10 protein-coding genes are annotated in these 13,246 nt (G+C 61.1%); 9 read left to right on the plus strand and 1 reads right to left on the minus strand.

What is annotated here, in order from left to right:
- Positions 1-82: 82 nt before the first annotated feature.
- The 9 genes from CKW32_RS21500 (at position 83) to CKW32_RS21540 (ending at position 12,647) form a co-directional block, all read left to right on the plus strand.
- Positions 83-1,912 (plus strand): extracellular solute-binding protein, encoded by a 1,830-nt coding sequence (locus CKW32_RS21500; protein WP_095185933.1) that lies wholly within the window; start codon positions 83-85, stop codon positions 1,910-1,912.
- Positions 1,909-3,747: an extracellular solute-binding protein gene (locus tag CKW32_RS21505; protein WP_095185934.1), complete on the plus strand. Its 1,839-nt coding sequence runs from the start codon at positions 1,909-1,911 to the stop codon at positions 3,745-3,747. The genes CKW32_RS21500 and CKW32_RS21505 overlap by 4 nt, the downstream gene beginning before the upstream one ends.
- Positions 3,748-4,824, plus strand: a complete 1,077-nt coding sequence (locus CKW32_RS21510; protein ID WP_032885816.1) for a microcin C ABC transporter permease YejB — start codon at positions 3,748-3,750, stop codon at positions 4,822-4,824.
- A gap of 1 nt (position 4,825) precedes the next feature.
- Positions 4,826-5,845 (plus strand): ABC transporter permease, encoded by a 1,020-nt coding sequence (locus CKW32_RS21515; protein WP_032885814.1) that lies wholly within the window; start codon positions 4,826-4,828, stop codon positions 5,843-5,845.
- Between the two features lies 1 nt (position 5,846).
- Positions 5,847-7,448 carry an ABC transporter ATP-binding protein gene (locus CKW32_RS21520; protein WP_032885813.1) on the plus strand — a complete coding sequence of 534 codons (1,602 nt, stop codon included), beginning with the start codon at positions 5,847-5,849 and terminating at the stop codon, positions 7,446-7,448.
- Between the two features lie 217 nt (positions 7,449-7,665).
- On the plus strand, positions 7,666-8,187 hold the full coding sequence (locus tag CKW32_RS21525; protein ID WP_095185935.1) for a sigma-70 family RNA polymerase sigma factor: 522 nt from the start codon (positions 7,666-7,668) through the stop codon (positions 8,185-8,187).
- Complete coding sequence (locus CKW32_RS21530) at positions 8,184-9,134, plus strand: FecR domain-containing protein (protein ID WP_095185936.1); 951 nt, start codon at positions 8,184-8,186, stop codon at positions 9,132-9,134. Before CKW32_RS21525 ends, CKW32_RS21530 begins: the two co-directional genes overlap by 4 nt.
- A gap of 97 nt (positions 9,135-9,231) precedes the next feature.
- Complete coding sequence (locus tag CKW32_RS21535) at positions 9,232-11,694, plus strand: TonB-dependent receptor (protein WP_095185937.1); 2,463 nt, start codon at positions 9,232-9,234, stop codon at positions 11,692-11,694.
- A 65-nt stretch (positions 11,695-11,759) separates the two neighbouring features.
- Positions 11,760-12,647, plus strand: coding sequence for an AraC family transcriptional regulator (locus CKW32_RS21540; RefSeq protein WP_095185938.1), 888 nt, complete (start codon positions 11,760-11,762; stop codon positions 12,645-12,647).
- Here the strand turns inward: CKW32_RS21540 and CKW32_RS21545 are convergent.
- A complete protein-coding gene (locus tag CKW32_RS21545) occupies positions 12,589-13,176 on the minus strand; it encodes a LysE family translocator (protein ID WP_032885806.1) in 588 nt (195 codons plus the stop codon). The genes CKW32_RS21540 and CKW32_RS21545 overlap by 59 nt on opposite strands.
- Positions 13,177-13,246 lie beyond the last annotated feature (70 nt).

Consider the following 13,246-nt stretch of genomic DNA (forward strand, 5'->3'; position numbering starts at 1 on the left):
TTCCCAACCGGCTTTTTCCAACCGGAACAAGCTGTTACTGTACCGACCATAAAGCCCAAGCCGCCTGGATCGGATCTCTGACTTGAAGCGTCCCCTCCTTCTACTAATAAGTCTGGCCTTGAGCTTTGGTGCGAACGCGACGATTACCGAGAGCCACGGGTATACGCAGTTCGGCAGGCTCAAATACCCAGCCAAATTCACCCACTTCGATTGGGTAAATCCTGCAGCGCCGAAAGGCGGGACCTTGCGGGTCATGGCGTTTGGCACCTTCGATACGCTCAACCCCTACACGTTCAAAGGCTCAAGCCCGGTTTCAACCCCCAACTTCCTGCAATACGGCGTCAATGAGCTCAACGAACCATTGATGGTCGGCACCGGCCAGTACGCGCCATCTGGCGATGAGCCCACCTCAAGTTACGGATTGATTGCCCAATCGTTGGAGTACAGCGAGGACCGCAGTTGGGTAGTGTTCAACCTGCGCCCGGAAGCACGTTTTCACGATGGCAAGCCGATCACCGCGTATGACGTGGCGTTTTCCTATCGCACTCTGCTGACCGAAGGCCACCCGCAGTACCGCACCAACCTGCAGGAAGTGGCTCGGGTGGACATCCTCAACCGTCACCGCATTCGCTTTGTGTTCAAGCGCGCCGGCAACCCACTGCTGATCCTGCGCTTGGGCGAGTTACCGGTGCTGCCCCAACACTATTGGAAAAACCGCGATTTCAAGGCGACCACCTTCGAAGCGCCGCTGGGCAGTGGGCCTTACCGTATCAGCAAGGTCACGCCTGGGCGCCAATTGGTGTTCGAACGGGTCAAGGATTACTGGGGCAAGGACCTGCCGGTCAACCAGGGTTTCTATAACTACGACAAGGTCGAGGTGGAGTTCTACCGCGACAGCGACGTGGCCTTCGAAGCCTTCAAGGCCGGCGAGTTCGACATCTATATCGAGCACCAGGCCAAGAATTGGGCGAATGGTTACAACTTCCCGGCGGTGAACCGGGGTGACGTGATCAAGGCGCAGATCGCTCACCAGATCCCCACCCAGAGCCAGGGCCTGTTCATGAACACCCGCCGGCCGACCTTCAGCCAGACCAAGGTGCGCGAAGCCCTGGGGCTGATGTTCGACTTCGAATGGACCAACCGCACGCTGTTCAGCAACGCCTACAAACGCACTTTGAGCTACTACCCCAACAGCGAGTTCGCGGCGACCGGCGTACCCGTGGGCCACGAATGGCTGATGCTCTCGCCGTACCGCGAGCAATTGCCGGCGAACCTGTTTACCCAAGCCTTCAGCCTGCCGCAGACCGACGGGCGCGGCATCCCCCGTGAAAACATGCGCCGCGCCCTGTCGCTGCTGGGCGAAGCCGGGTGGAAGCTGTCGGGCCAACGCCTGCTCAACAAGGACGGGCAACCGCTGCGCTTCGAGATTCTGCTGGTCAATCCGAACCTGGAGCGCATCCTGCAGCCCTATGTCGAGAACCTGATCAGCATCGGCATCGACGCGCGGCTGCGCACCGTTGACCGCGCGCAGTACAAGCAGCGCCTGGATCAGTTCGACTTCGACATGATCCTGATCACCCTCAATCAGACCCTGAGCCCCGGCCTTGAGCAGTGGCAGTACTTCCACTCCAGCCAGGCCGCAATCAAGGGCAGCAAGAACTACGCGGGCATCGCCAACCCCATTGTCGATCACCTGCTGGAACAACTGCTGGCCGCCCAGACCCGCGAAGAACAACTGGCCGCCGGCCGCGCCCTGGACCGAGTGCTCCTGTGGCAGCACTACAGCATTCCCAACTGGTACCTCAACTATCATCGCCTGGCGTACCGTAACCGGTTCGCCTTTGTCACCACGCCGCCCTACAGCCTGGGCCTGAGCGCGTGGTGGCTGAAAGCGTCGGAGAAAGCCCAATGATGTCTTTGCGTACTTCACTGTTTGCCGGCCTGTTGCTGTGCTCCGCAGCCCACGCGGCGCCGCAACATGCGCTGACGCTCTACAACGAGCCGCCGAAATACCCCGCCGACTTCAAGCACTTCGACTATGTGAACCCGGATGCCCCCAAGGGCGGCACCTTCCGCGAATCGAGCATGGGCGGCTTCGACAGCCTCAACCCGTTTATCAGCAAGGGCGTGCCGGCCGACAACATCAGTCTGATCTACGACACCCTGGCCATGCAGAGCCTGGACGAACCCATCACCGAATACGGCCTGGTCGCCGGCAAGATCGAAAAAGCCCCGGACAACAGCTGGGTGCGTTTCTACCTGCGCCCCGAAGCGCGGTTCCACGACGGCCACCCGATCCGCGCCGAAGACGTGGTGTTCACGTTCCAGGAACTGATGAAGGAAGGCTCGCCGATCTACCGCACCTACTACGCCGATGTCGATGAAGTGGTCGCCGAAGACCCGCTGCGGGTGTTGTTCAAATTCAAGCGCACCAACAACCGCGAGTTGCCACTGATCCTCGGCCAACTGCCGGTACTGCCCAAGCATTGGTGGGCCACGCGGGACTTCGCCAAGGGCAACCTGGAGGTGCCGCTGGGCAGCGGGCCGTACAAGGTGGCCGAGGTCAAGGCCGGGCGCATGATCCGCTACGAGCGGGTCAAAGACTACTGGGCCAAGGACCTGCCGATCACCAAGGGTTTCTACAATTTCGATAACCGCATCACGGACTACTACCGCGACAGCACCGTGTCCCTGGAAGCGTTGAAGGCCGGGCAGTTCGACTACTGGCTGGAATTCAGCGCCAAGAACTGGGCCAACGCCTACAACATTCCGGCAGTGACCCAGGGGCGGTTGATCAAGGAAGAGATCCCCAACGGCAACCCCACGGGCATGCAAGGTTTTGTGTTCAATACGCGCAAGGCGATGTTCCAGGACGTGCGCGTGCGCAAGGCCATCAGCCTGTTGCTGGACTTCGAGTGGAGCAACAAACAGCTGTTCAACGGCGCCTACACCCGCACCCGCAGTTACTTCGAAAATTCTGAAATGGCCGCCACCGGCCTCCCCGGCCCGGATGAGCTGAAAATCCTCGAGCCCCTGCGCGACAAAATCCCTGCCGAAGTCTTCACCCAGGCCTTCGAGCCGGCCAGAACCGACGGCAGCGGCATGATCCGCGCCCAGCAACGCGAGGCCTACCAACTGCTGCAGGAGGCCGGCTGGCGCATCGTTGATGACAAGATGGTCGACACCACGGGTAAACCTGTGACCATCGAGTTCCTGCTGGCACAGACCGAGTTCGAACGCATCCTGCTGCCCTTCAAGCGCAACCTGGCGGACCTGGGCATCGACCTGGTAATCCGTCGGGTGGACGTCTCGCAGTTCGTCAACCGTGTCCGCTCTCGGGACTTCGACATGATGGTGGGCAGCTTCCCGCAGTCCACTTCGCCAGGTAACGAACAACGGGAGTTCTGGAAGTCTTCCAGCGCCGACAAGCCTGGCAGCCGCAACTACATGGGCCTCAAGGACCCAGCGGTGGACCAGTTGGTGGAAGAACTGATCGACGCCGATTCGCGCAAAAGCCTGGTAGCCCATGCCAAAGCACTGGATCGCGTGCTGCAGTTTGGCTACTACGTGATCCCCAACTGGCACATCAAGACGTTCCGCGTGGCGTATTGGGACCACCTGGGGCACCCCAAAGTCCCGCCGCGCTACGACGTGGGCACAGCCACCTGGTGGAGCAAACCCAATGTCAAACCTGCCGTCACTTTGGACACCGACACGAACGCCGATTCGGCGAGCGGAGGCGATTAAATGCTGGCCTATATTGTTCGCCGCCTGTTGCTGATCATCCCCACGCTGTTCGGGATCCTGCTGATCAACTTCATCATTATCCAGGCCGCCCCCGGTGGTCCGGTGGAACAGATGATCGCCAAGCTTGAGGGATTTGAAGGCGCCACCAGCCGCATTGCCGGCGGCGGCGCCGAAGTCTCGGTGGCCGGTTCCAGCAGCTATCGCGGCGCCCAAGGGCTGGACCCGGCGCTGATCAAGGAAATCGAAAAGATGTACGGCTTCGACAAGTCGGCGCCGGAACGCTTGTGGATCATGGTCAAGAACTACGCCCAGCTGGATTTTGGCGACAGCTTCTTCCGTGACGCCAAGGTCATCGACCTGATCAAGGAAAAGATGCCGGTGTCCATCTCCCTTGGGTTATGGAGCACGCTGATCATGTACCTGGTGTCGATCCCCCTGGGGATCGCCAAGGCCACGCGGCATGGCAGCCATTTCGACGTGTGGACCAGTTCGGCGATCATCGTCGGCTACGCGATCCCGGCGTTTTTGTTCGCCATCCTGCTGATCGTGGTATTTGCCGGCGGCAGTTACTTCGACTGGTTCCCGTTGCGCGGGCTCACCTCCAACAACTTCGACGAGTTGAGCTGGGGCGGCAAGATCCTTGACTACTTCTGGCACCTGGCATTGCCCATCACTGCGCTGGTCATCGGCAACTTCGCAACCATGACGCTGCTCACCAAAAACAGCTTTCTCGACGAGATCAACAAGCAGTACGTGGTCACCGCCAAGGCCAAGGGCCTGACCAACCACCGCGTGCTCTACGGCCATGTGTTCCGTAACGCGATGCTGCTGGTGATCGCCGGGTTTCCGTCGGCGTTCATCGGGATTTTCTTCACCGGCTCGTTGCTGGTTGAAGTGATCTTCTCCCTCGACGGCCTGGGCCTGATGAGCTTTGAAGCGGCGATCAACCGCGACTACCCGGTGGTGTTTGGCACGCTGTTTATCTTCACCCTGCTGGGGCTGATCGTGAAACTGATCGGCGACCTCACCTACACCCTGGTCGATCCGCGTATCGACTTCGCCAGCCGGGAGCATTGAGATGAATCTATCCCCCCTCAATCGCCGCCGGTTCGAGCGTTTCAAGGCCAACAAACGTGGCTGGTGGTCGCTGTGGCTGTTCCTGATCCTATTCGGGCTGAGCCTGGGCGCGGAGCTGATCGCCAACGACAAGCCGCTGGCCGTGCACTACGACGGCGACTGGTATTTCCCGGCGCTCAAGCGCTACCCGGAAACCACCTTCGGCGGCGAATTCCCACTGGAAGCCAACTACAAGAGCCCGTATATCCAGGAGCTGCTCAAGGCCAAGGACGCCTGGACTCTGTGGGCACCGATCCCGTTCAGCTATCAGAGCATCAACTACGACCTGAAAGTGCCGGCCCCCGCGCCGCCCTCTTCCGTGAACTTGCTGGGCACCGATGACCAGGGCCGCGATGTACTGGCGCGGGTGATCTACGGGTTCCGGGTTTCGGTGCTGTTTGCCCTGACCCTGACCATCCTAAGCTCGATCATTGGCGTGATCGCCGGAGCCTTGCAGGGTTTCTATGGCGGCTGGGTCGACCTGGCCGGGCAGCGTTTCCTGGAAATCTGGTCCGGGCTGCCGGTGCTGTATTTGTTGATCATCCTCGCCAGCTTCGTGCAGCCCAATTTCTGGTGGCTGCTGGGCATCATGCTGCTGTTTTCCTGGATGAGCCTGGTGGATGTGGTGCGCGCCGAGTTCCTGCGTGGGCGCAACCTTGAATACGTGCGTGCGGCCCGGGCACTGGGGATGCAGAACGGCGCGATCATGTTCCGCCACATCCTGCCCAACGCCATGGTCTCGACCATGACCTTTATGCCGTTCATCCTCACCGGCGCTATCGGCACCCTCACCGCACTGGACTTCCTTGGCTTTGGTCTGCCAGCCGGCTCGCCGTCGCTGGGCGAACTGGTAGCCCAGGGCAAATCCAACCTGCAAGCACCGTGGCTGGGCATGAGCGCGTTTGCCGTGCTGGCGATCATGTTGAGCTTGCTGGTGTTTATCGGCGAGTCCGCTCGCGATGCCTTCGACCCGAGGAAATGAGATGAATCAGGACAATCTGATCGAAATCCGCGACCTCAGCGTCGAGTTTGTCACCGGCGAGCATCACCACAGGGTGGTCAACAACGTCAGCTTCGACATCAAACGCGGCGAAACCATCGCGCTGGTTGGCGAAAGCGGCTCTGGCAAGTCGGTGACCGCCCACTCGATCCTGCGCCTGCTGCCCTACCCGTTGGCACGGCACCCGAGCGGCATCATCCAGTACGCCGGGCAAGACCTGCTGACCCTCAAGGAAAAGACCCTGCGGCACATTCGCGGTAATCGCATCGCAATGATCTTCCAGGAGCCGATGACCTCGTTGAACCCACTGCACTCCATCGAGAAGCAGATCAACGAAGTGCTCGGCCTGCACAAAGGGCTCACCGGCAAGGTTGCCACGCAGCGCACCCTGGAATTGCTCGAACTGGTGGGCATTCCCGAACCGCACAAGCGCCTAAAGGCCCTGCCTCACGAGTTGTCCGGCGGTCAGCGCCAGCGGGTAATGATTGCCATGGCATTGGCCAACGAGCCGGAACTGTTGATCGCCGACGAGCCGACCACGGCCCTCGACGTGACCGTGCAGTTAAAAATTCTGGAGCTGCTCAAGGAGTTGCAGGCACGCCTGGGCATGGCCTTGCTGCTGATCAGCCACGACCTGAACCTGGTGCGGCGCATTGCCCATCGCGTCTGTGTGATGCAGAAAGGTTGCATCGTAGAACAGGCCGAATGCGAGACGCTGTTCCAGTCGCCGCAACACCCTTACACCCAGGAATTGCTGGCGGCCGAACCCAGCGGTGGACCGGCCAATAATGTGGTCGGGCCGCCGCTGCTGGAGGTCGATGACCTGAAGGTGTGGTTCCCGATCAAGAAGGGCTTTTTGCGCAACACCGTCGATTACGTCAAGGCGGTCGATGGCATCAACTTCAGCCTGCCCCAAGGGCAAACCCTGGGCATCGTCGGCGAAAGTGGTTCGGGCAAATCAACCCTCGGCCTGGCGATTTTGCGCTTGATCGGAAGCAAAGGTGGGATTCGCTTCGAAGGCCAGCAGCTTGACCGCCTGACGCAACAGCAGGTGCGCCCGCTGCGCCGAGAAATGCAGGTGGTGTTCCAGGACCCGTTCGGCAGCCTGAGCCCGCGCATGAGCGTCAGTGAGATCGTTGGCGAAGGTCTGCGCATTCACAAAATGGGCACGCCGGCCGAGCAGGAAGCGGCGATTATCGCGGCGCTCAAGGAAGTGGGCCTGGACCCGGAGTCCCGCCATCGCTACCCCCACGAATTTTCCGGCGGGCAACGCCAACGCATCGCCATCGCCCGCGCGTTGGTGCTCAAGCCGCGCCTGATCCTGCTGGACGAACCTACCTCGGCGCTGGACCGCACGGTGCAACGCCAGGTCGTGGAATTGCTGCGCAGCCTGCAGGCCAAGTACAACCTGACCTACCTGTTCATCAGCCATGACCTGGCGGTCGTGAAGGCATTGAGTCACCAATTGATGGTGGTCAAGCATGGCCAGGTGGTGGAACAAGGCGATGCGCGGGCGATTTTTGCTGATCCGCAGCACGCGTATACCCGGCAGTTGCTGGAAGCGGCGTTCCTCGTTCCTGCCTGAATGCACGCAGACCTAATGTGGGAGGGGGCTTGCCCCCGATGAGGGATTGTCAGCTGATGCAGCTGTGGCTGACCCACAACAATCGAGAGCCCCCCCTCCCACCTTCAGCCCTACTCCTTTAAGCCTGCCTAGTAGCGAACCAATATCATTTGCGCTCACCCCGTCCTTTTGCTTTAATCGCGACCAATTCTTATTTACACCGTTTCTCTCGCGCTGGATGGCTAGTGTGTCGACCTCCTTCACCCACCTCTACGGCACCCACCACGGCTGGCTGCTCGGTCTGTTGCGCAGACGCCTGAACGACCGCTGGGATGCCGCCGACCTGGCCCACGACACCTTTATCCGCCTACTCAGCCGCCCACCGACCGAGACCGATCACGCGCGCCAGCGCTCCTACCTGGCCACCATCGCCCGTGGTTTGTGCATCGACCATTGGCGACGTCGCCAACTGGAAAAAGCCTGGCTCGATAGCCTCGCCCTGCGTCCCGAAAGTACCCAGCCGTCGCCGGAACAGCGGACAATCATCGTCGAAACCCTCTACGAAGTGGACGCCATGCTCGCCCGCCTGCCGAGCAAGGTTCGCGAAGCATTCCTGCTGGCCCAACTGCATGGCCTGCCCTACAAAGCCATTGGCGAGCAACTGGGCGTGGGCGAACGCATGGTCAAGAAATACATGGCCCAGGCCTTGCTGCATTGCGCGATCCTCGAAGCCGAGCTGGATGGGATGCTGGTGCAATGAATACCCCCGGCAAGCTCAGCCATGCCAGCCTGGAACAGGCTGCGCACTGGTACGTGCGCCTGCAGGACCAAGGCAGCGCCCAGGAGCAGCAACGCTGGCAGGCCTGGATGGCGCAGAACCCGGAGCATCTGGCGGCCTGGCAATATGTGGAGCGCGTCAGCCAGCGTTTCGCGCCGCTGATGGACCAAGCCCCGAGCGCCAGCCGCGCCTTGCGCAGTTCGCGGCGCCAGACACTCAAAACATTACTGGTGTTGTGTGCCGGTTCAACCCTGGCGTGGGGCACTTGGCGCAACACCGCCCTGCCCCGGCTGGTGGGCGGCTGGAGCGCCGACTACGCCACCGGCAGCGGCGAGACCCGCGATGCTGTGCTGGCCGATGGCAGTCATGTATGGCTCAACGCCCTGAGCGCACTGGATGTACGCTTCGATCCCCTGCAACGCCTGTTGCACCTGCGCTTTGGCGAAGTGCTGATTGATACGGCCAAGGACGCCGGCCGACCCTTCCTGGTAGACACCGAACACGGCCGCCTGCAGGCCCTGGGCACTCACTTCAGTGTGTTGCAAGGCGAAGACCACACTGAGCTCAACGTCTTTGAGGGCCGGGTGCAAGTGCGCACCGCCAGCCAGCAGGTGCGCATCATCGACGCCGGCCAGCAAATCGCGTTCAACCGCGATGGCTTCAACCCAACCACCGCGGTATCCCCCGCGCGTGAAGCCTGGAGCCGTGGCGTGCTGCTGGCCGACAATTTGCCCCTGGGCCAGTTGGTGGCCGAGCTCAACCGCTATCGCCCCGGCCACCTGGGCTGTGACCCGGCGGTGGCGCACTTGCCGGTGATGGGTTCATTCCCGCTGATGGACAGTGACCACGCCCTGCATCTGCTGCAAGCCGCGCTGCCGGTTCGGGTCGATCGGCTGATGCCATGGTGGGTCACCGTCGGCCCACGGTAAGTTTTCCCCGCCGCCAGTTCCCTTTTTCAAAACTCGTTCGGTTAACCCTGTAGACGCTTTCAATTCGCCGATCGACTTGATCCAAAGGGAAACATTCATGTCGCAACCTGCTCGCTTCGCGCTGCGCCCATTGGCGCTGGCCACTTCGCTGTTTTGCCTCGGTGTGCCGGTGGTGCATGCCGCCGAATCGCCTTCGACCCAGGAGACCACGCGCAGCTACCGCATCGCTGCTGGTTCGCTGATCAGTGTGCTGAACCGCTTTGCCGAGCAGTCGGGCATTTTCATTGCCGGCCACAACAGCCTCGCCGCCGGCAAGACCAGCCCTGGCCTGACGGGCAACTACACCGCCGCCAGTGGCTTGCAACACGTCCTGCAAGGCAGCGGCTTGCAGGCCCTGCCCCAGGGCAACAATGGCTACGTACTGGAACTGGTCCCGGCCAGCACCGGGGCCCTGGAGCTGGGCGCTACCACCATTTCTGGCCAGGACTTGGGCGCTACCACTGAAGACACCCACTCCTACACCACAGGCTCGATGGCCTCGGCCACCGGTCTACCGTTATCGATGCGTGAAACCCCGCAATCGGTCACCGTGATCACCCGCCAGCAGATGGACGATCAGGGTTCCAATAGCATTGCCGATACCCTGCGCCGCGCCCCTGGCGTGAGCGTGCAGAACTACGACAGCGAGCGCTGGGAGTTCTCCAGCCGTGGCCTGCCGATCACCAATTTCCAGTACGACGGCGTCAACTCCACCTACGACGGCGTGTACGACTACGGCACCACCAGCACCGACATGGCGGTGTACGACCACCTGGAAATCATCAAAGGTTCGGCTGGCCTGTTAAGCGGCTCCGGCGACCCGTCCGCCACCGTCAACCTGATCCGCAAAAAGCCCACCAAGGACTTCAAGGCCTCGGTCACCCAGACGTTCGGCTCTTGGGACAACTACCGCACCGAAGGCGATATCTCCGGCTCTTTGACCGAGTCTGGCAATGTACGCGGGCGCTTTGTCGGCGTGTATCAGGACCGCCAGTCCTACCTGGACCATTACCAGAACACCAAGGACATCGCCTACGGCATCCTGGAAGCGGACCTGACGCCCGACACCCTGCTGACCTTTGGCATCGACCAGCAGAACACTCGCTCGCGCGGCGCCAGTTGGACCGGTTTCCCGATGTACTTCAGCGACGGCTCGCGCACGAATTTCTCGCGCTCGTTCAACCCGGCTGCCGACTGGAGCCGCCGTGACTTCCAAAACCAGACGCTCTTCGCCTCGGTACAGCACAACTTGGCCAATGACTGGTCGCTCAAAGTCAGTCTCGACCGCAAACGCAGCCAGCACGACACCCTGCTGGCCTCCGCCAGCGGCGGCAACCCGGACCCGGTCACCGGCGACGGCATGTACATGTTCATGGGCAAGTACAAGGGCGACCAGGTGCAGAACACCCTGGACGTCAATTTCAGTGGACCGTTCAGCCTGTTCGGCCGCGAGCATGAGTTGATCATGGGCTTCATGGCCACCCGCTCGAAACAGGACGTGCCGGTGTACGGCTCGATCTACCCCGGCGTGGGCGGCAGCATCTTCGACTGGCAAGGTGAATACGCCAAACCGAACATCCCACGCAGTGGCCAGAACGATATCGTGCAACGCCAGACGGGTGCCTACCTGGCCACTCGCCTGAAGCCCACCGATGACCTGTCGGTGATTCTCGGCACCCGCGTGAGCAATTTCAGCGGCACCGACAGCACCGACTTCTACGACCCGACCCAGACCGACAACCGCACCACCTACCACCAGAGTGGCGTGGTCACGCCGTACGCCGGGATCGTCTATGACCTCAACGACACCTGGTCGGTGTACACCAGCTACACCCAAATCTACCGACCACAAACCAGCAAAGACGCTGACCGCAAATTGCTCGACCCAGTGGAAGGCCAAACCTACGAAGCCGGGCTCAAGGCCGCGTTCTACGACGGTCGCTTGAACGCCAGCTTCGCCGCGTTCCGCATCGAACAGGACAACGTGGCCGAGCCTGTCTCAGGCTTCGATACCGACTCGATTTACCGCCCCATCGCCGGCGCGACCACCAAGGGCTTTGAAGCCGAACTGTCGGGCGAGGTGCTGGACGGCTGGAATATCGCCGCCGGCTACACCTACCAGCACACCCGCGATGCCGATGACGGCTACGTGTACAGCTCGGTGCTGCAGACCACCACGCCACAGCAAGTGGTGCGCCTGTTCAGTTCCTATCGCCTGCCCGGCGCACTGGAAAATGTCACCGTGGGCGGTGGCGTGAACTGGCAGAGCGCGTTCTTCGGCAACGTGTTCCAGCCCGATCCGAGCGATACCGTCAACTTCGGCCACAACTCGCGCATCACCCAGGACAGCTACTACCTGGTAGACCTGATGGCGCGCTACCGCTTCAACGAGCACCTGAGCACCACGTTGAACGTGAAGAACCTGTTCGACAAAAAGTACTACACGGGCCTCGGCAACTTCGGCACTGGTTTCTACGGCGAACCGCGCAGCCTGCAGCTGGCGACCAAGTGGGACTTCTAAGCTGACGCCATTGGCGGCGTGTGTAATGATCATCCCTCGTTCTTCCAAGGGATGGAGCCACCGCTATGTCACCGGACACTTGCGCGACACACTCGCCCCGCTTCTGGCGTGACGAGCGCTTGCCGTTCATAGAAGCGCGGACCATCGCCGACGGGCGCAAGGTCACTTACACCCGTCACGCCCATGAGCATTTTTCTATCGGCGCGATCACCACCGGACGCAGCTATTACCACTACGGCGCCGAGACCTTCCAGATCAGCGTCGGCACGGTGGTATTGATGAACCCTGGCGACGTGCATGCCTGCAACCCTATTGAGAACGAGCATTGGTCCTACCATATGCTCTATCTCGATACCCCGTGGCTCACGAACCTGCAATACCAACTGGGCTTCAGTACCGAACAGGGTTACCGGCCATTCAATACGCCCCATACCCGTGACCCGGTGTTGTTCAGCGGCCTGTTGGCGCTGTACAGCACATTGGTGGACGAACAGGCCGAACTTCTGCAAAAGCAAAGTGCACTGATCAGTTATTTCAGTGAAGTTCAGCAGCGCCTGAACCCATCGCTTACGCCAGTGCGGGAGGTGAACCACAAGCTGGAACGCGCCGCCGAATTCATCCGCGCGCACTGCACCCTTGCGTTGAAACTGGAAGATATTTGCCAGGCGGCCGAGCTGTCGCCGTCGTACCTGATCCGCGCGTTCAAGCAGTATTACGGGCTGACGCCCCATGCGTTTGTGGTCAATGAGCGTATCCAGTTTGCCCGCAGCCAACTACGCCAGGGCGAACTGATCGCCGATGTGGCCCTGGCCGCAGGCTTTGCCGACCAAGCGCATTTCCAGCGTGCCTTCAAACAGCACTTCGCCGCCACGCCCGGCCAGTACCGCGACCGGCTCAAGCCATCAGCAAATAACCCACACTGGCCACCAGCAACGCGGCCATTGAGCGGTTGAAAACGCGCACGCCCTGAGGGTTACTCAAGTAGCGGCGCAGGAAGGTGCCCGCATAGGCCCAGCACGCCACCGACAGGTAACAGATCACCAGGTAGAGGCTTGCAAACAGCCACACCTGACCGGCGTCGCCATCAGCCACGAACAGACCCATTCCCGCCACGCAAGCCAGCCAAGCCTTGGGGTTGAGCCATTGCATAATCGCGCCGTAAAGCATTGATGGCGCAGTGGCGGTGCCCTCGGCGTCCAGGCGGCCATCATCGACGGCCAGTTTCCAGGCCATGTACAGCAAAAAGGCCACGCCGCCCCATTGAATCAATTGGGTCAGGATTGGCCAGCGCACCAACACTTCATGCAGGCCCAGGCCGATCAGCACCAACAGCAGGGTGAAGCCGACGGCAGCGCCGAACACGTGTTTCTGGCTGGCGGCAAAACCGAACCGAGCGCCGGAACTCAGGGCCACGACATTGACCGGTCCAGGTGTGATGGACGTGGCCAGGGCGAAGGCGGCCATGGAAATAATCAAGCTCATTGCGGATCCCTTTTTATGGTGATGCATGAAGAGGGATCCACGGTATAAGGCCGAGCCGAAACGGTATTGA

It is taken from the genome of Pseudomonas sp. Irchel 3H9 (genome assembly GCF_900187495.1).
GTDB classification, from domain to species: Bacteria; Pseudomonadota; Gammaproteobacteria; order Pseudomonadales; family Pseudomonadaceae; genus Aquipseudomonas; species Aquipseudomonas sivasensis.